Annotated in this window: 15 protein-coding genes and 3 tRNA genes; 2 read left to right on the forward strand and 16 right to left on the reverse strand. The window is 64.6% G+C overall.

The genetic code is table 11. From position 1 onward, the window contains the following. Positions 1–132 precede the first annotated feature (132 nt). Together AC5WNJ_RS14465 and dapA are read right to left on the reverse strand one after the other, a co-directional pair. Positions 133–1,071 (reverse strand): hypothetical protein, encoded by a 939-nt coding sequence (locus AC5WNJ_RS14465; protein WP_176677945.1) that lies wholly within the window; start codon positions 1,069–1,071, stop codon positions 133–135. Beyond that, positions 1,071–1,955, reverse strand: a complete 885-nt coding sequence (gene dapA, locus AC5WNJ_RS14470) for a 4-hydroxy-tetrahydrodipicolinate synthase (protein ID WP_043336386.1) — start codon at positions 1,953–1,955, stop codon at positions 1,071–1,073. Before dapA ends, AC5WNJ_RS14465 begins: the two co-directional genes overlap by 1 nt. 447 nt (positions 1,956–2,402) lie before the next feature. Between dapA and AC5WNJ_RS14475 the strand changes: the two genes are divergently transcribed. Further along, on the forward strand, positions 2,403–2,879 hold the full coding sequence (locus tag AC5WNJ_RS14475; protein ID WP_253064600.1) for a peroxiredoxin: 477 nt from the start codon (positions 2,403–2,405) through the stop codon (positions 2,877–2,879). A gap of 119 nt (positions 2,880–2,998) precedes the next feature. On the opposite strand, the gene AC5WNJ_RS14480 is transcribed toward AC5WNJ_RS14475, so the two are convergent. Then, positions 2,999–4,090, reverse strand: a complete 1,092-nt coding sequence (locus tag AC5WNJ_RS14480) for an AI-2E family transporter (protein WP_176677946.1) — start codon at positions 4,088–4,090, stop codon at positions 2,999–3,001. Beyond that, positions 4,087–4,353: a sulfurtransferase TusA family protein gene (locus AC5WNJ_RS14485; RefSeq protein ID WP_495930040.1), complete on the reverse strand. Its 267-nt coding sequence runs from the start codon at positions 4,351–4,353 to the stop codon at positions 4,087–4,089. The genes AC5WNJ_RS14480 and AC5WNJ_RS14485 overlap by 4 nt, the downstream gene beginning before the upstream one ends. A 255-nt stretch (positions 4,354–4,608) precedes the next feature. Between AC5WNJ_RS14485 and AC5WNJ_RS14490 the strand changes: the two genes are divergently transcribed. Next, positions 4,609–6,111: a M48 family metalloprotease gene (locus AC5WNJ_RS14490; protein ID WP_495930041.1), complete on the forward strand. Its 1,503-nt coding sequence runs from the start codon at positions 4,609–4,611 to the stop codon at positions 6,109–6,111. A gap of 109 nt (positions 6,112–6,220) precedes the next feature. Here the strand turns inward: AC5WNJ_RS14490 and nadA are convergent, their stop codons facing one another. The 12 genes from nadA to purL all read right to left on the reverse strand — a co-directional run bounded on the left by nadA (position 6,221) and on the right by purL (position 21,708). Then, positions 6,221–7,279, reverse strand: a complete 1,059-nt coding sequence (gene nadA / locus AC5WNJ_RS14495; RefSeq protein ID WP_495931060.1) for a quinolinate synthase NadA — start codon at positions 7,277–7,279, stop codon at positions 6,221–6,223. A gap of 317 nt (positions 7,280–7,596) precedes the next feature. Further along, a tRNA-Lys gene (locus AC5WNJ_RS14500) sits at positions 7,597–7,671 on the reverse strand. A 16-nt stretch (positions 7,672–7,687) separates the two neighbouring features. After that, positions 7,688–7,762, reverse strand: a tRNA-Lys gene (locus tag AC5WNJ_RS14505). A gap of 36 nt (positions 7,763–7,798) precedes the next feature. Beyond that, positions 7,799–7,873, reverse strand: a tRNA-Lys gene (locus AC5WNJ_RS14510). Between the two features lie 268 nt (positions 7,874–8,141). After that, positions 8,142–9,194, reverse strand: a complete 1,053-nt coding sequence (gene rluB / locus AC5WNJ_RS14515) for a 23S rRNA pseudouridine(2605) synthase RluB (protein ID WP_495930042.1) — start codon at positions 9,192–9,194, stop codon at positions 8,142–8,144. Between the two features lie 32 nt (positions 9,195–9,226). Beyond that, a complete protein-coding gene (gene scpB / locus AC5WNJ_RS14520; RefSeq protein ID WP_495930043.1) occupies positions 9,227–10,318 on the reverse strand; it encodes an SMC-Scp complex subunit ScpB in 1,092 nt (363 codons plus the stop codon). After that, positions 10,315–11,352 (reverse strand): segregation and condensation protein A, encoded by a 1,038-nt coding sequence (locus tag AC5WNJ_RS14525; RefSeq protein WP_495930044.1) that lies wholly within the window; start codon positions 11,350–11,352, stop codon positions 10,315–10,317. Before AC5WNJ_RS14525 ends, scpB begins: the two co-directional genes overlap by 4 nt. A gap of 126 nt (positions 11,353–11,478) precedes the next feature. Next, complete coding sequence (locus AC5WNJ_RS14530; RefSeq protein WP_495930045.1) at positions 11,479–12,693, reverse strand: nucleotidyl transferase family protein; 1,215 nt, start codon at positions 12,691–12,693, stop codon at positions 11,479–11,481. A 130-nt stretch (positions 12,694–12,823) separates the two neighbouring features. After that, the gene (gene radD, locus AC5WNJ_RS14535) at positions 12,824–14,614 is read right to left on the reverse strand and encodes a DNA repair helicase RadD (RefSeq protein ID WP_495930046.1); all 1,791 of its coding nucleotides are present in this window, start codon (positions 14,612–14,614) and stop codon (positions 12,824–12,826) included. Between the two features lie 254 nt (positions 14,615–14,868). Beyond that, on the reverse strand, positions 14,869–15,696 hold the full coding sequence (locus AC5WNJ_RS14540; RefSeq protein ID WP_495930047.1) for a crotonase/enoyl-CoA hydratase family protein: 828 nt from the start codon (positions 15,694–15,696) through the stop codon (positions 14,869–14,871). A 213-nt stretch (positions 15,697–15,909) separates the two neighbouring features. Further along, positions 15,910–17,604 carry an FMN-binding glutamate synthase family protein gene (locus AC5WNJ_RS14545; protein WP_495930048.1) on the reverse strand — a complete coding sequence of 565 codons (1,695 nt, stop codon included), beginning with the start codon at positions 17,602–17,604 and terminating at the stop codon, positions 15,910–15,912. Positions 17,605–17,793: 189 nt separating this feature from the next. Further along, positions 17,794–21,708, reverse strand: a complete 3,915-nt coding sequence (gene purL, locus AC5WNJ_RS14550; RefSeq protein ID WP_495930049.1) for a phosphoribosylformylglycinamidine synthase — start codon at positions 21,706–21,708, stop codon at positions 17,794–17,796. Between the last annotated feature and the right edge of the window lie 57 nt (positions 21,709–21,765).

Genomic DNA, 21,765 nt, shown 5'->3' on the forward strand with positions numbered 1-21,765 from the left:
GCCCACGGGCGGCCGTCAGGCCATCCGCCAGCGCCCCACTGCCTGCTACCGGGAGGGGGATCTGAAACGACGCAGCCGCCTCACCCGACGAGTCGTCAGATGAGGCGGCGCAAGGCGTGTCGAGCCACATGCTCAGCGCAGTGTCGACGCCACGGCGTCGAGCAGCTCACGCGCCAGTGCCGGCGTGGTCTCTTCACCATCGGCACGGGTCGCCGTGACCAGGGTGTGGTCATTCTCGGCGCGCAGCTTGAGTATCATCGGCACCGGATCACCATCGCCCCCGATACCCAACCAGCCGCCATCACGCTCTTCACGCGGGATGTAATCGACCATGAACTCGCCACGCGAGCGGTCCTGATCGGTCAGCGTCTGGTAGTCAGTGTTGAAGTTCTTCTGCAGCTGATAGAGCAGCTCGGCCCAGCTGCGCTCGATGTCCAGCGCCAGATCGACCTGCCAGGTGCCATCGCGGCCTTCCAGGCGCACGCGGTCATCACGACTGAGCGACTGGGCTGCCAGCGAGACACCGCTATCGGCGGAAGACGCGGCCAGATAGCCGCTCAGCGCGTTCAGGCAGCTGCCGGCGACATCGTCGCCCTGCTGACAACGCACTTCGGAGGCATCGGCACGCAGCCCCTGGCTGACGCTGATGATGCCCTGGGCCGTGGTGATCTCGCCCTTGCCGGCATCGATGCTCTGCACATCGAGGCCCTGGTCGCGCACGAAGGACTGCAGACGTGTCCACACCGCTGCCGGCGCGGCGTTCACGGCCAGCCAGCGGGCATCGCCGCTCTGACGCATGGCGACGAACTCTCGCCCGCCCTGCTCGCTGGTCGCCAGTGGCTGGGGACGCGGCGCCTCGAAGTCGTCGCTGGCCAGGAAGTCACTGCTGGCCTGCGGTACCGGCATGGAATCCTGGTAATCACCACGATTGATCGTGTCCGGCAGCTCCAGCGGCGGTGCGATGCTGGCATCGGCATACTCGCTGTTGCGATCGTAGTAGTAGCCATCACTGGAACAGCCTGCGACCGCGAGCGCCGTCAGCAGGGCCAGTGGCACGAAACGCTGACTCATCAGTTGAGCACCTCGGCCAGTTGCAGTGCTTCCTCGACCGTGGAGTGGTACTGCTCGGACAGCCAGGTCAGCGGCAGACGCACGCCGGATTCCGGCGACAGGCCCATGCGGTGCATGGCGAACTTGACCGGGATCGGGTTGGACTCGACACCCATCGCGGAGTGCAGCGGCATCAGGCGCGTGTTGATCTGGTGAGCGCGCTCGGCATCGCCGGCCACGGCGGCTTCACACATCTCGTGCATCAGGCGCGGCGCGACGTTGGCCGTCACGGAGATATCGCCGTGGCCGCCCATCAGGATGAAGTCACAGGCCGTGGGGTCATCGCCGGAGTAGAGCGCGAAGTCGGTGCCCTTGAGACGGTCGATCAGTTCCTGACCACGCTCCAGGTTGCCGGTGGCATCCTTCAAGCCGACGATGTTGTCGAGCTCGGCGAGGCGGAAGACCGTCTCGTTGTAGATATCGGAGCAGGTACGACCCGGCACGTTGTAGAGAATGACCGGAATACCGGCCTGCTCGGCGACGGCCTTGAAGTGCTGGTAGAGCCCTTCCTGGGTCGGCTTGTTGTAGTACGGCGCCACGGAGAGGCAGTAATCCGCACCGACTTCCTTGGCGTAGCGAGCCAGTTCGACCGCTTCGGAGGTGGCGTTGGCGCCCGTGCCGGCGATGACCGGAATCTTGCCGGCGACCGTCTCGACCACACAGCGGATGACATCGAAGTGCTCCGCGAAGGACATGGTGGTCGGCTCGCCGGTAGTGCCGGCGGCGACGATGGCATCGGTGCCATTTTCGAGGTGGAAGGCGACCAGCTGGCGCAGGGCGTCCCAGTCGATCTCGCCGGTGGCCTTCATCGGGGTCGCCAGTGCGACAATGCTACCTGTGATCATCCCTCGAATTCTCCTCTGGTGCCTGATGTGCCAGGCGTGTCCCTGCGCTGTTGAAACAACGGATCCCGGGGACAGACATCTGACATAAATTGGTTGACGCAGGACTCTGATTGCGTGGGCACGCCGACACGCGAGTCGCGACAAGGGTGATGATGTTACAAAGACCATCGAAGCCTGTACAGACGCCATCTGCACCCGTTGTGCAAAGCGGTGGATTCCCTCGCCTGTCCGCGGGGCAGATGCACGGTGGATGGCCACGATGGCGTTGGTCGCCAAGACGGTGAAACACAAGAGTTCTGCCCCGTCTTTGACAAGTCAGGACGCCCTGCGTGTAATGCAGGACACACCGCAGAAGCGGGCAAGCGCGATGCCCATCACTGCCGGTTTCTTTCATCATCCAGCACTGTCAGCCGCCACATGGCCATCAGTCATCGCCAGGAGAGCACGATGAGCGTCAGCCTCGGTCAGCCAATTCCCGACTTTACCGCCCAGGCCACCAGTGATACCGAAGTCACTCCGGCCAGCCTCAAGGGCAAGCAAGCCGTCATCTATTTCTACCCGAAGGACCACACGCCGGGCTGCACCACCGAAGGCGGTGACTTCCGCGACAACCTCGAGGCATTCGACGCGGCCAACACCGTGATTCTCGGCGTTTCCCGCGACAGCCTGCGCACCCACGAGAACTTCCGGGCCAAGCAGGGCTACCCGTTCGAGCTGATCAGCGACCCGGACGAGACCCTGTGCAAGATCTTTGACGTCATTCACATGAAGAAATTCATGGGCAAGGAAAGTCTCGGCGTGGTGCGCTCCACCTTTCTGATCGACGCCGATGGCAATCTGGCGCGCGAATGGCGTGGCGTGAAGGTCAAGGGCCACGTCGAGGAGGTGCTGGAAGCCGCCCGTGAGCTCAACGCTGCCCGCTAGTCTCGAGTGGCAGTAGCCCGCGTGACAGCAGCTCGTGGCGAAACAGCTGAGCAGAGAGCGCCTGCGCGCCAGCCGCCTCAGCCATGAAAAAGCCCCGCCGATTGGCGGGGCTTTTTCGATCAGGCGCTCTTGTCCGCGACCCGATTCTCCTCGGCGCGCGCCCGGCGCGGCCAGGCGTAGAGCAGCGACTTCATCAGGGTCGCCAGCGGGATGGCGAAGAACACCCCCCAGAAGCCCCAGATGCCGCCGAAGAACAGCACCGCGAGGATGATCGCCACCGGATGCAGATTGACCGCCTCCGAGAACAGCAGCGGCACCAGCACGTTGCCATCCAGCGCCTGGATGATGCCGTAGGCGATCATCACGTACATGAAGGTATCGCCTAGCCCGTAATGAAAACCGGCGACGGCGGCGACCGGCAAGGTTGCCCCTGCCGCGCCGATGTAGGGGATCAGCACCGAGAAGCCGACCACGATCGCCAGCAGCGCCGAATACGGCAACCCGAAGGCGACGAAGGTGACGTAGCTGACGCCACCGACGATGACGATCTCGATCACCTTGCCACGCACGAAATTGGCGATCTGATCATCCATCTCGTTCCAGACCCGGTTCATCAGCAGACGCTTGCGTGGCAGCAGCGCCAGCGTGAAGTCCACCAGCCGCTCGCGGTCCTTGAGCATGAAGAACACCAGGATCGGCACCAGCACCAGGTAGATCACCACCCCCATCAGGTTGCCCAGCGACGCCAGCGACAGCGATACCGCGCGCTGCCCGAACTGGGTCAGCTCTCGCCCGGCGGCGCCTACCCACTGCTGGACCTGCTCCGGCGTGATCAGGCCGGGGAAGCGCTCCTGCAGCTCGCCCAACCAGCGCTGTCCTGAAGCGAACATGCCGGGAATCTCCTGGATCAGATTGGCCAGCTGATGCCAGACCAGCGGCAGCAGAATCAGCGCACTGGCCAGCATGATACCCATGAACACCAGCGTCATCAGGCTGACCGCTGCCAGACGTGGCAGGCCGCGGCGCTCCATCCAGCTCACGCCGCTCTGCAGCAGGAAGGCGACGATCAGGGCGGTGAAGAATGGTGCCAGCATGCTGCCCAGCCAGATGACGGCGGCGAACACCAGCACCAGCACCAGAAACAGCACCACCGCTTCTTCGTCGGAGAAATAGCGCTCGATCCAGCCACGCAACAACGTCTTCATGGTCATGACGGATCTTCCTCGCACAGCGCCTTGATCACGAAGCGATAATCGCCCTCTGGCGTCTCTTCACGCGAGACCAGCGCGTGATCGCTCAGCGCCAGATAGGCAGGGATATCGCCCCAGGCGCCGGCGTCGCTGGCGAGGACCTCGAGTTGCTCGCCGGCACCCATGCCAGCCAGTGTGAGCTTGGTGCGCAGCAGCGGCAACGGACAGTGCAGGCCGCGCGCATCCAGCGTCTGCAGGTGGGTATCGGCCGTGGAGTCAGCCATCGGATTCGCAGTCTCAGCGCCAGGTCGTTCGAATGCCATCTGCCCTTCCGTTCTCGTTATGATGTTCTGCCGCACGCCGTGGAGAGTGCAGCTTGAAAACGCCCCGATTTAAGGGCACCTTGCCTGACAAAGCAACTTTCCGCCCTGCGCGGCTGCGTCTTGCCCGGACTCACGCAGGGTCGTCAACGCCAGTGCGGCGCCCGGCAATCCTGCGAGCCGACCGCACCTTGCGCCATATCGAAGAGGATTGCCTGCATGTCGTTGCTGCCCCCCTTGAGCGGACGCGTTCGCATCGGACGCCGCGGGCTTGCCACCCTGTCGAGCGCCCTGCTCGGCCTGTTGCTGATGGGCGCGCCGGTCGCCAGTGCACCAGCCGCATCCCAGAACGACTATGGACTGCCGGACCTGGGGAGTGCGAGTGGCGGCATCTCCAGCAACGATGAATATCGTATCGGTCGCGCCTGGCTACGTCAGTTCCGCGCCCATGTGCGTGAATGGGATGATCCCATCACTCTGGACTGGATCGGTAGCATCGTGCGTCAACTGGCGCCGTGGAGCGAGCTGGATGACCGCGATTTCATCATCACGCTGGTCGCCAGCAGCCAGCTGAATGCCTTCGCCGTGCCCGGCGGCGTGGTCGGCGTCAATACAGGGCTGTTCGCCTTTGCGCCGGACCGCGACGCCTTCGCCTCGGTGCTCGCCCACGAGCTGGGCCACCTCTCTCAGCATCACTTCGCGCGCAACATGGAGCGCCAGGCCGAGACACGCCTGCCGACACTGGCCGGCTTCCTCGCCGGCATGGTGATCGCGGCGGGCGGTGGCGGCTCAGCGGGCATCGCGACCATGGCCGGCACCCAGGCCGCTGCCATTTCCGACCAGCTGGCCTATTCGCGCCGCTTCGAGCAGGAGGCCGACCGCGTCGGTATCGATGCGCTGTCACGCGCCGGCTTCGACCCCGAGGCCATGCCGCGCATGTTCCGCGCCATGCAACGCATGGCCAGCCTGCAGGGCGGCAACGCACCGGAATTTCTGCTCACGCACCCGGTGACCGAGGCGCGTATCGGCGACACCCAGGCGCGTGCCGACGCCATGCAGAAGGTAACACCCGACCCGCTCGCGCAACTCGCCTACGCGATGATCCGTGCCCGCGCCCTGCTGGCACTCAATCTGCGCCAGCCCGAGCAGGGGCTGACGACACTACGCGAAGACAACCCCGACCCCGACGCGATTGCCTACTATCAGGCGCTGGCCGCGGCAGAGCACAACCAGGTCGACAAGGCACTGGCCGCGCTGGATCGCCTGCATGACAAGCATCCTGACCTGACCCTGATCAGCGCCAGTGCGGTCGAGGTCGCGCGGGATGCCCGGCGTTATGAGGAGGCGACCCGCCGCGCCAGACGCCTGCTGCGCCTGCAACCCGACTACCTGCCGACTCGCCTGGCCATGGCGGAAGTCGCGTTGCAACAGGACCCCGCCGCCGCGCGCCAGCAGCTGGAGGACATGCGCCGCGATCATCCCGATGACCCCAAGGTCTGGAGCCTGGCCGCCGAAGCCAGTGGGCGCAGCGGCCACACCGCCGAAGCCTTCCTGTATCGCGCCGAATTCGACCAGCTGGAGGGGCGCATGGACAAGGCCTTCGCGCAGCTCAAGCTGGCCGACGAGGCCGCGCGCAAGAACGGCGACTTCAGCATGGCCAACCGTATCAGTTCACGCCGGGAGGACTTCAAGCGCTACCGCAACGCCATCGAGGAGTTCTGAGGCACCTTCCCTCTCGCTGCACCAGGCAAACAAAACCGCCGCTCCGAGGAATCGGGAGCGGCGGTTCTGGTTCATGCAGGCAGCAATCGGTGGCGATCAGCGTCAGCGCTCAGCCGCGATTGAATTCCAGCATCCGCGTCAACGGCTTCAGGGCGCGCTCACGCAGGCCATCATCGACGAAGACTTCCTCGGCATTGGCTTGCGCCGGATCGCGACGCAGCACGGCGGCCAGATTCTCCAGGCCGTTCATCGCCATCCACGGGCAGTGCGCACAGCTCTTGCAGGTCGCGCCATTGCCGGCGGTCGGCGCCTCGTACAGCTGCTTGTGCGGCGCGGCCTGCTGCATCTTGAAGAAGATGCCACGATCGGTCGCGACGATCAGCTGCTGATTCTCGAGCTCGACGGCGGCCTTGATCAGCTGCGAGGTGGAACCGACCACATCGGCCAGCTCGACCACTGACTGCGGTGATTCCGGGTGCACCAGCACTGCGGCGTCCGGGTAGACCTTGAGCAGGTCACTGATGCCCTGGGCGCGGAACTCGTCGTGGACGATGCAGGCACCGTCCCACAGCAGCATGTCGGCACCGGTCTGCTTCTGCACGTAGGCACCCAGATGCTTGTCCGGCGCCCAGATCAGCTTCTCGCCCCGGGCATGCAGGTGCTCGATGACATCGACGGCGATCGAGGAGGTCACCACCCAGTCGGCACGCGCCTTCACGGCCGCCGAGGTATTGGCGTACACCACCACGGTGCGGTCGGGATGGGCATCGCAGAAGGCCGCGAACTCGTCTTCCGGGCAACCGAGGTCCAGCGAGCAGGTCGCCTCCAGCGTCGGCATCAGTACGCGCTTCTCCGGCGACAGGATCTTGGAGGTCTCGCCCATGAAGCGCACGCCGGCGACGATCAGCGTCGAGGCGTCATGGCGGGCGCCGAAGCGCGCCATCTCGAGCGAGTCGGCGACGCAGCCACCGGTTTCCTCGGCCAGCTGCTGGATGGCGTCGTCACAATAGTAATGCGCGACCAGTGCGGCATCACGCTCGATGAGCAGCTGCTTGATCTCGTCGATCAGCGCGACATCTTCGGCGGCAGGGCGTGTCGGGCAGTAAGCGCGGGCCAGATGCTCGCGCACCTGCTCACGGACGGCATTGTGGGCCTCACGACCCGGCATGGCATTAGTCAGGCTGTTCATGTGTCTCTCACCTAGCCCACAGGGGCTCCCCCTGTGCTGAGTGGGTCAGGACTCGGCCCGGACACGAACGGCCCGTGGCGGCCCTGCCAGCGCTGCAGCTGGGCTCCCCAGACTGCGGCGTGTGCCTTGGGCGTCTATCGCCCGCAGCGTCGTCCGCACTGGGCGGACATGAGCCTTGGCTCGCCCACAAGGATACGCCTGGCGCGATCGCGGCTCCAGTCGACTTGGGGGCAACGGACTCTTTCCTTTCGCGTAACAAAAATTGCCCCGCGCCAATGAAGGCACGGGGCAAGATCTGGTGGGTCGTGAGGGATTCGAACCTTCGACCAATTGGTTAAAAGCCAACTGCTCTACCACTGAGCTAACGACCCAAAACTGGGTGGCGGATGGTGGGTCGTGAGGGATTCGAACCTTCGACCAATTGGTTAAAAGCCAACTGCTCTACCACTGAGCTAACGACCCGCCGCCGGGTGCTTTGCAAGAGACCATTCCAGAGAATGGTGGGTCGTGAGGGATTCGAACCTTCGACCAATTGGTTAAAAGCCAACTGCTCTACCACTGAGCTAACGACCCTTGCGAAGCGGGACGTAAGATACCGCCGATCCCGTTTCGACGCAAGCCTTTTGCAAAAAAACTTCAAGTAAATGACCAGCTTGTCCGCTGGCACCCCACGAAACGCCCGCGCCAGCGCATGGACCAGCCCCTGTGACAAAGACACGCAAGCCCGCGATGGGCGCGGGCTTGCGGGCTACCACTTAGGTCGCACGAGCTTGTGGCAAGTCCACGATCTCATGCCATGTCAGTGAATGACGGCGCATCGCCGCCCTCACCGACTGCGCCATCAGCGCGGCTTGCGCGTACGCTGCGGCGGCTTTTTCATGGCGCGCACCGGACGACGCTTCTGCTTGTCGCGGCTCCAGCGGTTCTGCTCGTCCGGCGTCAGGGCCGGCGCCTTGCGATGCTCGAGACCTGCCAGCGTGGACAGTTCATCGATCTCGCTCTGCTCCATCTCTACCCACTCACCGGCGCGAGCGCGCTTGTCGAGGAAGATGTTGCCGTAGCGCACGCGCTTCAGGCGGCTGACGGTCAGCCCCTGGGAGTCCCACAGACGACGAACCTCACGGTTGCGGCCTTCCATGATCACCACGTGGAACCAGCTGTTGATACCTTCACCACCGAATTCCTGCACATCGGTGAAACGCGCCGGGCCATCTTCGAGCATCACGCCATTGACCATGTTGACGACGTGCTCGCGCTTGACCTCACCCATGACACGTACGGCGTATTCACGCTCGATCTGGGTCGAGGGGTGCATCAGACGGTTGGCCAGCTCACCATCGGTGGTGAACAGCAACAGACCGCTGGTGTTGATGTCGAGACGACCGATCGCGATCCAGCGCTCGCCTTTCAGACGCGGCAGGCGCTCGAAGACGGTGCGGCGGCCTTCCGGGTCCTTGCGCGTGCACAGCTCACCTTCCGGCTTGTTGTACATGATGACGCGACGCGCCGTCTCTTCCGCGCCTTTCAGGCTCTGCGGGCGATCATCGAGGCTGACCTGGTCACGCGGGCCGACGCGGTCACCCAGCTGGGCGACCTTGCCGTTGACCTTGACGCGGCCGGCGCTGATGGCGACTTCCATCTCACGGCGGGAGCCGAAACCGGAGCGCGCCAGCACCTTCTGCAGCTTCTCGTCCTCGACCAGCTTGTCGCCCTTGGCCTGCGGCGGCAGCGGACGCAGTTCCGGCGCATCACCGGCAGCCGGCTTCTTGCCGACATTGGCCTTGCTGCCGCGCGTGGACTTACCGGTCGCGGCCTTGCCACCGGCATGCTTGTTGCCTGCCTGGCTGCTACCGGGGAGAGAGGTCTTGCGCTTATCAGAGTCTGTCTTGCTCATGACATGAACCATTTCATCTATAGGAGTTTCGCCTACGCAGGGTCGTCATCATCGACGGTCCCGGCAGCGGAGGAGTCGTGCGGCTGCGCATCGGCAGCGTCGTCATCCTCGTCTGCACCGCGCAAACGTTGGCTGAGGCGCGCTTCAAGTGTGGCGAAGTCGAACCCCGAGCCGGTGGACGCCATCCCGGCGTGGTCATCTTCCGCCTGTGAGGCGGAGGGTGCTGCTGTGTTCGGTGTGTCAGCCGAGGCGCCGGCGGTATCGAGTGCGCGCGTCTTCAGCGCCTCTTCCAGCTGCTCGGCGGTGACGTCCGGCGGTTGCCAGTCGTCGGGCACCGGGGTGCCGGTGTCGGTCTCAAGACCTGACTCAAGACCTGATTCAAGACCTGTCTCAGCGCCTGATTCAGTCTTTTCCCCAGTCTCTGCGTCAGGTGCTGACTCAGCCGCTGTCTCATGCTCTGGATCAGCTCCTGCATCAGCGCCGTCCGCCGGTGCCTCCTCCGTCTCGCCGTCCGGGTCGTCCGGCAGCGGCAAGGTCTGAGAGGGCGGCACATCATACAGGTCTGCCTCGAGCTGTTCGAGTCCTTCGAAGCCTTTCAGTTCATGCACCGGCGGCAGCTCTTCCAGCGTCTTGAGCCCGAAGTCATCGAGGAACTGACGCGTGGTGGCGAATACCGCCGGACGCCCCGGCACATCACGGTGGCCGACCACTCTCACCCAGCCGCGCTCGACCAGGGTGCGCATGATCGAGGAGCTGACCGTCACGCCACGCACCTGCTCGATATCGCCGCGGGTCACCGGTTGACGATAGGCCACCAGCGCCAGGGTCTCCAGCAAGGCGCGTGAATAACGTTGCGGACGCTCTTCCCACAGCCGCGATACCCAGGGGGAGTACTGCTGGCGAACGCGCAGCCGCCAGCCACTGGCGGTCTCGATCAGCTCCAGCGCGCTCTTGTCGGCCGGGTGACGCGCCTCCAGCTTGCCCAAGGCCTCGCGCAGCGCGGGCCTGGTCGGGCTTGAATACTCATCGAACAGACCGGCCAGGCGCTCTAGCGTCAGCGGCTCGCCGGCGGCCAGCAGGGCCGCTTCGATGATCTGGTCCAGCGGGACATCGCGCAAACTCATGACGCCGCGTTCTCCTGCTCGTCGGATGGGGGTAAGGAAGGTGACGTCTGCGCATCATCGGACGCTGCGTCATCGTACGTTGCGTCATCGAACGCCCCCTGATCGGCCGCCACCTCGTCTTCGTCGGCGAATTCCAGCGCCAGCCAGTCCTCGTCATCCTCGGGGTCCGGTTCCGGCGTGCGGGCGCGCACGTGAATCGGTGACAGCGGCGCGTTCTGGACGATCTCGATCATCGATTCCTTGGCCAGCTCCAGAATCGCCATGAAACTGACCACCACACCGGCACGCCCTTCCTCGAGCGTGAACAGCTTCTCGAAGGGCGTGAAGTGCTCATGAGTCAACAGATTCATGATCGCCAGCATGCGCTCGCGGGTCGACATCACCTCACGCGAGATGGTGTGCGCCTGGACGAGGTCCGCCTGACGCAAGAGGCCGGACAGCGCGCCGAGCAATTCCGACAGATCGACATCAGGGTGCACCACACGCGTCTCGAGTTCGGGCAGGTCTGCCGTGGCCACGAACCAGTCGCGGCCCTGACGCGGCATCTCATCCAGCCCTTCGGCGGCCAGCTTGGTCTGCTCGTATTCCTGCAGGCGGCGAATCAGCTCGGCGCGCGGATCCTCTTCCTCGTCGCCATCACTCTCCTTCGGCTGACGCGGCAGCAGACTGCGCGACTTGATCTCCGCCAGCATCGCGGCCATCAGCAGGTATTCCCCTGCCAGATCGATCTGCATGGCATGCATCAGCTCGACATACTCGATGTACTGATGGGTGATGGCCGCGACATTGATGGCGAGGATATCGAGGTTCTGGCGACGGATGAGGTAGAGCAGCAGATCCAGCGGGCCCTCGAAGGTCTCGAGAAAGACACGCAGCGCCTCCGGCGGGATGTACAGGTCCTGCGGCATCTCGGTGAGCGCGGTGTCATTGACGCGCGCCAGCACCGTCGACGCCACTGTCGGGGGCGTGACGAGAGGTGCGGGCTTAAGCCCATCAGTGAGGGCAAAACTGGCGCCATCGAGCAGGTCGCTCATGACATCTCCTGCAGGAGGCGGGTGAAGGTGGGTCTGGGGGACGGGCATTCTAGCGGCTCGCGCCCCATCCCCCAAGTCTTTGCGCCGCCGGTGAGACGCCGGGGCCGCGCTCGACGCCGCCCGCGTCTAGCGATAGGTCAGGCCGATCACGCGCCGCAACTCATCCAGGGTGTCGCGCACGGTGTCGCGGGCCCGCTCGGCGCCTTCTGTCATCATGGTGCGCACCTTGCCATGCTCCCCTTCCAGCACCTCAGCACGCTCACGAATCGGCGCCAGCGCCGCGTCGACATGCTCGATCAGACAGCCCTTGCAGTCCAGGCAGCCGATGCTGGCATCGCGGCAACCCTCCTCTGCCCATTGGCGGTCCGAGGCGGGCGTGAAGCTTTCATGCAGCGTCCACAGCGGGCAACGCTGCGGGTCGCCGGGGTCCTTGCGGCGCACGCGCGCAGGATCGGTGGGCATCTCGCGCACGCAGGCCGCGATATCGTCGCGCCCGCTGCGCAGGAAGATGGCATCTTCACGCGCGGCCTTGTGCGTCTTGAGCTCCATGCCCAGCAGCGGCTCGACCTCCCCCTGCCAGTGTTCCGGCTCGCCGAGGATGCGCCGCCCGCCACCTTCCAGATAGCCGAGCAGCCGCTCCTGCTGGTTGCGGTTGAGCTTGCTGGTCTCGGCCAGCAGGCCACGCGCGCGCTCGAAGGCTTCCAGATCCCCCTCTTCCTGATAGTCCTCGCGCCATTCGCGGTACAGGCGACCACTCTTCTTGCCCAGGCGGGCGATGGCGCGCTCGGCCTGCTCTTCAAAGCCGGCATCGCGCCCATAGCGATGATTGAAGCGCCGGGCGACCTCACGGGTGAACTCGATATGCGCACGCTGCTCGGGGCCGGCGGGCACCACCTGCCCCCGCAGCGCCAGGATGTCGGCCGCCTGCATCAGGGGCGCACCGAGCATGGCCAGACTGGCGCCCTGCTGCTCACCGAGCCCGGCGACCATCTCGCGGTAGCTGGGCAGACGCTCCAGCCATGCCTTGGGCGTGACGCTGGCCAGGATCATGTGCACATCGGTCAGCTCCGGCACCCAGGACTGGATGAACAGGGTAGCGACCTTGGGGTTGACCCCACAGGCGAGACAGTCGATCACCATCGCCCAGCTGTATTGCTCGATCTCGTGAGGCGCGTGACCGCTGACCGCCAGCGCGTTCCAGTCGGCGACCAGAAAATAGGCATCGTGATGGTATTGCAGCTCGGTCCAGCGCCGGATCACTGATTGATAGTGTCCGAGTTGCAGGTGTCCGGTGGGGCGTAAGCCGGACACCAGCCTGGCCGAGGTATCGGTGGCACTCACCTTGTGAGTTCTCCCTGAGGCGTATGAAGCCGCCAGTCTAGCAACCCGAGGCCCCGCCCAGCATCCCCGCGACGTCGTGTCCCTGACAACATGCGCCACTCGACCGGATCACGCAGCGGCCAGCGCGCCCTCAGCCGGCGGCGATACCTGTGCGATAGCGCCCGGCGTAGTCGAACAGCTTGTCGCGGATCTGCCAGTAACGACCGCTCTTGCGCCCGATGACGAAGTCCGGCGCCTTGAGACGCTCCTCGCCTGCCAGCACCTCGGCGATGTCCTTCGGTGCCCAGTCACTGCCCGGCGCGCGCAGATGGCGCGCGAGAAAGCTCAAGCGAAAGGCATGGCGCTGGGCGGGGGTCTCGAGCGCGAACCACTCGGACAGATCGGTGCCATCCTCGTCGTAATAGGTCACCTTCAAGCGTGGCAGACCGCGCCCGTTGCGCGCCTCCTCCAGCTGCCAGCCGCTGACGCGCAGCACCCGCGCATCACGCAGCTTGAGCGCATCGCGCAGCTTGTCATCCGGGTCGACCAGTCGCGCCTGACAGGCATGACAATGGCGGGCGGCGATGTCGTTGGCCTCGCCACACTGCGGGCAGGCCTTGGCGCGATAGCGGAAGTCACACTGCACCAGCGGCCTGCCCTCGCCCTCCGGCGACTCGACCAGTCCCTGACACCGGCGCCCGAAGTGCTCGACCACCAGCTCGCCATCCTTGCGTCCCCAGAACAGATTGGCATTGCCGCATACCGGGCACTCGACCTGGACGATCTCGGTGTCACCGGCCGGTTTTGGCGTCGCTACCTCCGGCGCGTAGAGGTCCCAGGGATTGCCGGCGTAGTCGAGAATCAGACAGTCCGTCTTGCCGGGACTCAGACGCAGGCCACGCCCGACGATCTGCTGATAGAGACTGACGGATTCCGTGGGCCGCAGGATGGCGATCAGGTCGACATGCGGCGCATCGAAGCCGGTGGTGAGCACCGCGACATTGACCAGATACTTGAGCTGCTGGGCCTTGAAGGCATTGATCAGCCGCTCGCGCTCCTCGCCGGGGGTCTCGCCGGTGATCAGCGCCGCCTCGCCGTCAGGCAGGAGTGCGGTGACTTCCTCGGCATGCTCGACGGTGGAGCAGAACACCATCACGCCGCGCCGCTCGCGTGCCTGAGCGACGATATCCAGCACGATGCCCGGCGTCGCGCGCGAGCCCTGCACCACCTCGTTGAGCTCCGCCTCCTGGAAGCTGCCGCCGATGTCGGGCGCCAGCTGCGAGAAGTCATAGCGCGCCACCGCCACATCGACGCGCCGCGGCTCACTCAGAAAGCCTTGCCGGACCATCAGGCGCAGCGGCTGCTCGAAGACGCAATCACGGAAGAAGCAGTCATCATCCCCGCGCACCATGCCGTGATAGTGACGATGGAAGATGAAGCCCTGACCGAGACGATACGGCGTCGCCGTCAGTCCCAGCACCTTGAGGCGCGGATTGTGCTCGCGCAGATGATTGATGACCTTGCGATAGCTGGCGTCCTTCTCCAGCGAGACCCGGTGGCACTCATCGATCACCAGCAGCGTGAAGGGCGCCGCCTGAGCATCAGTCGCCTGCTCAGCCGGCGTGAAGGCATCGAGGTTGCGCACCACTGACTGCACCGAGCCGAACACCACCTGACGCGAGGCCTGCTTGCGCTTGAGGCCGGCACTGAAGATGTCGGCGTCCTTGCCATAGGATTCGTACTTGGCGTGGTTCTGCTCGACCAGCTCGCGCACGTGCGCCAGCACCAGCACACGCCCACGCGCGATACGCGCAAGCTCAGCGATCACCAGTGACTTGCCGCTGCCGGTGGGCAGCACGATCACCGCCGCCTCATCACTGCGGCGAAAGTGCTCGACGGTACGCCGCACGGCCTCCTGCTGGTACGGGCGCAGCTCAAACATTCAGCGCCGCCCAGCGAGACACGCGAGTGGGCGCGCTGCCGGCAGGCAGGCCCAGGGAAGAGATGGCTGACAGGGGCGTGAGGGCTGACAGGGCAGTGATGGCTGACAGGAACATTGACATCAAGGGGCCGCCGAATCGCAGGGGTGGACAATGTCCCCATTATCCGCATCAGCGACCGCAGCGGCAAAGTGGGTGTGGATAACCTGGCCCGCCAACCTTCGCCCGTCAAGCCAAGACCATCTCTCCCGGCCAGTCAGGGGCAGAAGCGCGGCGCGCGCCCCTCAAGCTTGGCCTTGATACATTCGGTCTGCTCCGCGCGTCCCAGCAGCGAGGACTGCAGCTCTGCCTCAAGCGCCAGTGCCTCGGCTTCCGGCGCATCAAGGGCCTCGTCGTAGAGACGCGTGATCGCGCGGACGGCGCTGGGAGAGCGCCCGGCAATCTGGCGCGCCAGGGCCAACGCTTCCTCCTGCGGGCTGGAGATGATGCGCGTGACCAGACCGGCGCTCTGCGCCTCGTTGGCCTCGACCTTGCGCCCGCTCCACGTCAACTCGTGCAGCCAGTCCGGTCGTACGCCACGCGCAGTGACGCTGATGCCCATGTCCGGAATGATGCCCCAGTCGATCTCGAGCACCGCCAGGCGCGCATCAGGATCACACAGGCGAATGTCCGCCCCCAGCGCGATCTGCAGGCCGCCCCCGAAGACGTTGCCATGCAAGGCGGCGATGACCGGCACCCCGACATCTCGCCAGCCCAGCGCCAGCTGCTGCACGGTATTGCGCTGTGGCGCACAGCCGTTGGCCCCCGCGACCAGCAACTGCGGTACGCGGGCGGCGTCGCCCATGATGGCGGCGATATCCAGCCCCGCACAGAAACTGGGCCCCTCGCCCGACAGCACGATGGCGCGCAGGCCTGATTCCCGAGCGCGGGCATGCAGCTCCTGCTGAACCGCCAGCAAGGCATCGATCATCTTCCAGTCGATGCCGTTGTGCTTGTCAGGGCGATTGAGGCGCACGTCGGCGACATGCTCACTGATCGAGAGGGTCACATAACGTTCAGGCGTGAGGTGGGTAGCGTCAGACATGGCGGTCTCCCTGGGACGGATAACGAGCAAGCACGCGCTCGAACGATTTCACGACAGTGCCGAGCGATGGCACTCATCCAGTGATAAACCCAAAAGGCGCAGGCAACCACACTGCGTTCGTCGAGCTGCCCGCGGGCATGACTCGTTACGTTTCAGTGTGACTGCCTGCGCCCGGTTGTTGAACGGTCGTTTGGTCGCAGAGGTGACGGTTGTCTACTCGCGCTTGGCCCCCGACACCTCTGACAGCGATCGCGGCTGGAAGCTCTCGGCCTGAGCCATGGCCCAGACACGACGATAGAAGGGGTAGTCGTCCCCTTGCGTCAGCAGCGCGCCCTTGGTCAGGAAGGGATGCAGGTGCGAGAACAGCTTGACCTCATTCTCGGAGACACGATGCACCAGGTGGTCCGGGGTGATCTGCCAGGGCGTGTGCAGGCCCGCCGCCGACAGGATCTCGGCCAGCGCATGCAGGGTGTTGTGGTGGAAGTGACGCACCTGATCGGCCTTGTCTTCCACAACCAGCGATTTCTGGCGCAGATCATCCTGGGTGGCGATCCCCGTCGGGCACTTGTTGGTGTGACAGCTCAGTGACTGGATGCAGCCCAGCGCGAACATGTAACCGCGGGCGGCATTGATCCAGTCCGCCCCCAGCGCCATCACGCAGGCGATATCGAAGGCACTGATGATCTTGCCGCTGACCCCGATGCGCACCTCATCACGCAGCCCTGCCCCCACCAGCGAGTTGTGGACGAACTGCAGCCCTTCGCGCAGCGGGGTACCGAGGTGATCGGTGAATTCGGTGGGTGCGGCGCCGGTGCCGCCCTCACTGCCATCGACGACGATGAAATCGGGCACGATCCCGGTCTCGAGCATCGCCTTGACGATGGCCATGAACTCCCACGGCTGACCGAGGCACAGCTTGAAGCCCACCGGCTTGCCACCCGACAGCTCGCGCAGGCGCTGGATGAAGCCCAACAGCTCAAGCGGTGTGGAGAACTCGGCGTGATTGGCGGGCGAGATGCAGTCCTTGCCCATCGGAATCCCGCGCGTCTCGGCGATCTCCGCGCTGATCTTGCTGGCCGGCAGAACGCCACCATGGCCCGGCTTGGCGCCCTGGCTGAGCTTGATCTCGATCATCTTGACCTGCTCGCTGGCCGCCTGACGGGCGAACTTCTCGCCATCGAAGCGCCCTTCCTCGTCGCGACAGCCGAAGTAGCCACTGCCCAGCTCCCAGATCAGATCGCCCCCGAATTCGCGGTGATAGGGGCTAATGCTGCCTTCTCCGGTGTCATGGGCGAAGTTGCCCAGCCTGGCGCCCTTGTTCAGGGCGCGGATGGCGTTGGCGCTCAAGGAGCCGAAGCTCATCGCCGAGATATTGAACAGCGAGGCATTATAGGGATGCGAGCACTGGGAGTTGCCGACGTTGAGACGAAAGCCCTTGGGGTCCGGCACGCTCGAAGTCTGCATGGAGTGACCGATGAACTCGTAGCTGTCGGAATAGACATCGAGCAAGGTGCCGAACGGCTGAGAGGAATTGTGCTGACGGCCACGCGCATAGACCAGCTCGCGCTGCTTGTGGGAAAACGGCAGCTGATCGGTGTCCGACTCGAACAGGTACTGACGCATTTCCGGACGCAGCGCCTTGAACAGATAGCGCATGTTGCCGATCACCGGATAGTTGCGACGCACGGCGTAATCCGCTTGCCGCAAGTCATTGAGACCAACCGCGACCAGCAGCACAAAGATGCTGGCCAACGGCCACAGCCAGGCATTCTGCATCGCCAGGGGAAGGCAGATGAGCGCTCCGATGATACAGAGCAGGAAGACGGAATAACGCGGCAACAGCGACCATTTCAGCTTCATCACGACATCCTTGTAATGTGTCAGGCAGACATTCACGACCTCAGGCATGAGGCCTGGCCTCCACCTTAAGCTACCCGGCGTCCGTCACCCAGCTCCCACCATGGAACGCCACGTTGAGCAAGCCAGACGCGACTCCCGTACCACTCGCCTTGAATCGGCCCCAACGCAAGACGCCCCCATGGCCTTTGCCATGGGGGCGTCTCTCATGCTGTCATCCCGTGATGACCGACCGAGGGATCAATCGACCCAGCGACGGGCATTGCGGAACATGCGCAACCAGGCGCCATCCTGCTGCCAGTCGTCCGGACGCCAGGAGTTGGTGACGGCACGCGCCACGCGCTCCGGGTGCGGCATCATGATGGTCACGCGACCATCATCGGTGGTCAGACCGGTGATACCGGACGGCGAGCCATTCGGGTTGGCCGGATAACGCGTAGTGGTCTGGCCGTAGTTGTCGACGTAACGCAGTGCGACCTGGCCGCTGCTCTGCATCTTGCGCAGGTGAGCGCTGTCGCGGAACTCGGCACGCCCTTCGCCATGCGCGATGGCGATCGGCAGGCGCGAGCCTTCCATGCCATCGAGGAACAGCGAGGCGCTCTTCTCGACTTCGACCATCGCGACACGGGCCTCGAACTGCTCGGACTCGTTGCGCACGAAGCGCGGCCAGGCCTCGGCACCCGGAATCAGCTCCTTGAGCTGGGAGAGCATCTGGCAACCGTTGCAGACGCCCAGCGCGAAGCTGTCGTCACGGTTGAAGAAGCGCTCGAACTGCTCACGCGCACGCGCATTTAACAGCACTGACTTGGCCCAGCCACCGCCGGCGCCCAGCACGTCACCGTAGGAGAAGCCGCCACAGGCGACCAGCCCCCGCATGGTATCCAGATCGACACGCCCTTCGAGGATATCGCTCATGTGGACATCGACGGCCTCGAAACCGGCGCGGTCGAAGCTTGCCGCCATCTCGAGCTGACCATTGACGCCCTGCTCGCGCAGGATCGCCATGCGCGGACGTGCGCCGGTGTTCAGGTACGGCGCCGCGATGTCCTCGTTGACGTCGAAGGTGGCCTGGACGGAGAGGCCCGGGTCACGCACATCGTTGATGGACTCGAATTCGCTCTTGGCGCAATCGGCGTTGTCACGCGCGGCCTGCATGCGATAGCTGGTCTCGGCCCACAGGCGCTCGGCGCTGGCGCGGGTGGTGGAGAGCAGGTTCTGGCCCAGCAGCGTGATGTTGATCTGCTCATCGGCACGCGGCGTGGCGATCACGCCACTGTGCTCGAGTCCCACGGCCTTGAGCTCGGCGAGGATGGACTCGGTATGCTCGCGACGTACCTGCACCACGGCGCCCAGCTCTTCGGCAAACAGTGCGCCAGTCGCCTGGCCCGGCTCGGCGGCGGTCCAGTCGAGGGAGATGTCGAGACCGACGCGTCCGGCGAAGGACATTTCCATCAGGGTGGTCAACAGACCACCGTCGCTGCGGTCGTGGTAGGCCAGCAGCTTGCCTTCGGCATTGAAGCGCTGGATGGCCTCGAAGAAGTGCTTCAGATCTTCCGGCCTGGCGAGATCTGGCGCTTCATTGCCGACCTGACCATAGACCTGCGCCAGCGCGGAGCCGCCGAGGCGGTGAGCACCGTGACCGAGATCGATCAGGATCAGGTCCGTCTCCACGGCCTCGCCATTCAGCGTGCGACGCAGCTGCGGCGTGAGGGTACGCATGGCATCGGTGACCGGCGCGAAGCCTGTCATCACCAGTGACAGCGGTGCGGTGATCGACTTGTCTTCGCCGTTCTCGTCCTGCCAGGCGGTGCGCATGGACATGGAGTCCTTGCCGACCGGAATGGTCAGGTCCAGCGCCGGGCACAGTTCCATGCCGACGGCGTGGACGGCATCGAACAGCGCCTGATTCTCGCCGGTATGATCGGCCGCGCTCATCCAGTTGGCGGACAGCTTGATGTCAGACAGCTTGGCGATCGGCGCGGCGGCCAGGTTGGTGATCACCTCGGCCACGGCCAGGCGCGCGGAGGCGGCCGGCGAGATCAGTGCGACCGGCGTACGCTCGCCCATCGCCATCGCTTCACCGACATGGCTGTCGAGGGAGCTGGTGGTGACGGCGCAATCGGCCACCGGCACCTGCCACGGACCGACCATCTGGTCACGTGCGACCATGCCGGTGATCGAGCGGTCGCCGATGGTGATCAGGAATTTCTTGGAAGCGACGGTGGGCAGCTGCAGCACACGGGTCATCGCTTCACGCGGATCGAGGTTGTCGAGACCCAGCGCCGGCAGTTCCAGCGTCTGGCGCTCGAAACTGCGTGACATCTTGGGCGGCTTGCCGAACAGCACATCCATCGGCAGATCGACTGGACGTGTATCGAAGTGACCATCCTTGACGATCAGCTCGTGCTCCTCGAGGGCTTCACCGACCACGGCGTACAGGCAACGCTCACGCTTGCACAGGGCTTCGAAGGTGGCCAGATTCTCCGGCGCCACCGCCAGCACGTAGCGTTCCTGGGATTCGTTGCACCAGATCTCCAGCGGGCTCATGCCGGATTCGGCGCTCGGCACGGCGCGCAGATCGAACAGGCCACCGCGACCGCCATCCTTGACCAGCTCCGGCAGGGCGTTGGACAGACCGCCCGCGCCGACGTCGTGGATGAAGCAGATCGGGTTCTTGTCATCCAGCGCCCAGCAGCGATCGATGACTTCCTGCACGCGACGCTCCATCTCGGCGTTGTCACGCTGCACGGAGGCGAAATCGAGGTCTTCACTGGAGCTGCCGGAGGCCATGGAAGAGGCCGCACCGCCGCCCAGACCGATCAGCATCGCCGGGCCGCCCATCACGATCAGCTTGGCACCGACCGGAATGTCGCCCTTCTCGACGTGTTGACTGCGGATGTTGCCGTAACCGCCGGCGAGCATGATCGGCTTGTGATAGCCGCGACGCTCGATGCCGCCGGCACCGAAGGCATCCTGCTCATAGGTACGGAAGTAGCCATTGAGGTTGGGACGGCCGAATTCGTTGTTGAATGCAGCGCCGCCGATCGGGCCTTCCAGCATGATGTCGTAGGCGGTCTTGATGCGCTCCGGCTTGCCGTAGTCGTGCTCCCACGGCTGTTCGAAGCCCGGGATACGCAGATTGGAGACGCTGAAGCCGGTCAGGCCGGCTTTAGGCTTGGAGCCGACACCTGTCGCGCCTTCATCACGGATCTCGCCGCCAGCGCCGGTCGCCGCACCCGGATAGGGAGCGATGGCCGTCGGATGATTGTGGGTCTCGACCTTCATCAGGATGTTGATAGGTTCCTGATGGTAGGCATAGATGTGGCCTTCGCCTGTCGGGAAGTAGCGCCCGGCGGTCGGACCTTCCATGACGGCGGCGTTGTCACTGTAGGCAGAGAGCACACCGTCGGAATGATTCTGGTAGGTGTTCTTGATCATCTTGAACAGCGAGTGCGTCTGCGCCTCGCCATCGATGGTCCAGTCCGCATTGAAGATCTTGTGGCGGCAATGCTCGGAGTTCGCCTGGGCGAACATCATCAGCTCGATATCGGCAGGGTTGCGGCCCAGAGTCTTGAAGGACTCGACCAGATAATCGATCTCGTCGTCAGCCAGTGCCAGGCCCAGGGTGCCGTTGGCCGTGACCAGGGCGTCGCGACCGCCGCCGAGGATATCGACATGGGCAAGCCTGGCGGGTGACTGATGCTGGAAGAGACGTGCGGCGTCCTGGGTTCGGGTCAGCACTGTCTCGGTCATGCGGTCGTGCAGTCGGGAGGACAGCGTGGCGAAGAGCTCTTCGCTCAGGGGAGCATCCAGCTTAATGCGGTAGGCGATGCCACGCTCGAGGCGGCGGACTTGCGGCAGACCGCAGTTGGCGGCGATATCAGTGGCCTTGGAAGACCAGGGAGACAAGGTACCGAGGCGAGGGACGACGAGGAAAAGATGTCCCTCAGCAGGGCTCTCGTCACGACTGGGGCCGTAGTCCAGCAGGCGCTCCAGGGTTGTCCGATCGGTACTGCTCAGTTCACCATCGACCTCGGCCAGATGAAGGTACTCGGCATGAAGAGATTCCACCTCCGGCACCAGCTCGCGCAACGAAGCCAGTAGACGGGTGTGACGGAAGGCGGAAAGGGCAGGCGCGCCTCGCAGTTCGAGCATGGTCAGGGAAAGCCTCTGAAGCAGCGTGAACGGACAACCGCCAAACGGCGGCAGCAA

It is taken from the genome of Cobetia sp. PDI-23MA (assembly GCF_059507735.1).

Coding starts and splice junctions, on each gene's coding strand:
- AC5WNJ_RS14480 (WP_176677946.1), bottom strand. CDS start 4,090: ATGACCATGAAGACGTTGTTGCGTGGCTGGATCGAGCGCTATTTCTCC.
- AC5WNJ_RS14485 (WP_495930040.1), bottom strand. CDS start 4,353: ATGGCTGACTCCACGGCCGATACCCACCTGCAGACGCTGGATGCGCGC.
- nadA (WP_495931060.1), bottom strand. CDS start 7,279: ATGCCGGGTCGTGAGGCCCACAATGCCGTCCGTGAGCAGGTGCGCGAG.
- purL (WP_495930049.1), bottom strand. CDS start 21,708: ATGCTCGAACTGCGAGGCGCGCCTGCCCTTTCCGCCTTCCGTCACACC.
- dapA (WP_043336386.1), bottom strand. CDS start 1,955: ATGATCACAGGTAGCATTGTCGCACTGGCGACCCCGATGAAGGCCACC.
- AC5WNJ_RS14475 (WP_253064600.1), top strand. CDS start 2,403: ATGAGCGTCAGCCTCGGTCAGCCAATTCCCGACTTTACCGCCCAGGCC.
- scpB (WP_495930043.1), bottom strand. CDS start 10,318: ATGAGTTTGCGCGATGTCCCGCTGGACCAGATCATCGAAGCGGCCCTG.
- AC5WNJ_RS14465 (WP_176677945.1), bottom strand. CDS start 1,071: ATGAGTCAGCGTTTCGTGCCACTGGCCCTGCTGACGGCGCTCGCGGTC.
- AC5WNJ_RS14540 (WP_495930047.1), bottom strand. CDS start 15,696: ATGTCTGACGCTACCCACCTCACGCCTGAACGTTATGTGACCCTCTCG.
- rluB (WP_495930042.1), bottom strand. CDS start 9,194: ATGAGCAAGACAGACTCTGATAAGCGCAAGACCTCTCTCCCCGGTAGC.
- radD (WP_495930046.1), bottom strand. CDS start 14,614: ATGTTTGAGCTGCGCCCGTACCAGCAGGAGGCCGTGCGGCGTACCGTC.
- AC5WNJ_RS14545 (WP_495930048.1), bottom strand. CDS start 17,604: ATGCCTGAGGTCGTGAATGTCTGCCTGACACATTACAAGGATGTCGTG.
- AC5WNJ_RS14490 (WP_495930041.1), top strand. CDS start 4,609: ATGTCGTTGCTGCCCCCCTTGAGCGGACGCGTTCGCATCGGACGCCGC.
- AC5WNJ_RS14525 (WP_495930044.1), bottom strand. CDS start 11,352: ATGAGCGACCTGCTCGATGGCGCCAGTTTTGCCCTCACTGATGGGCTT.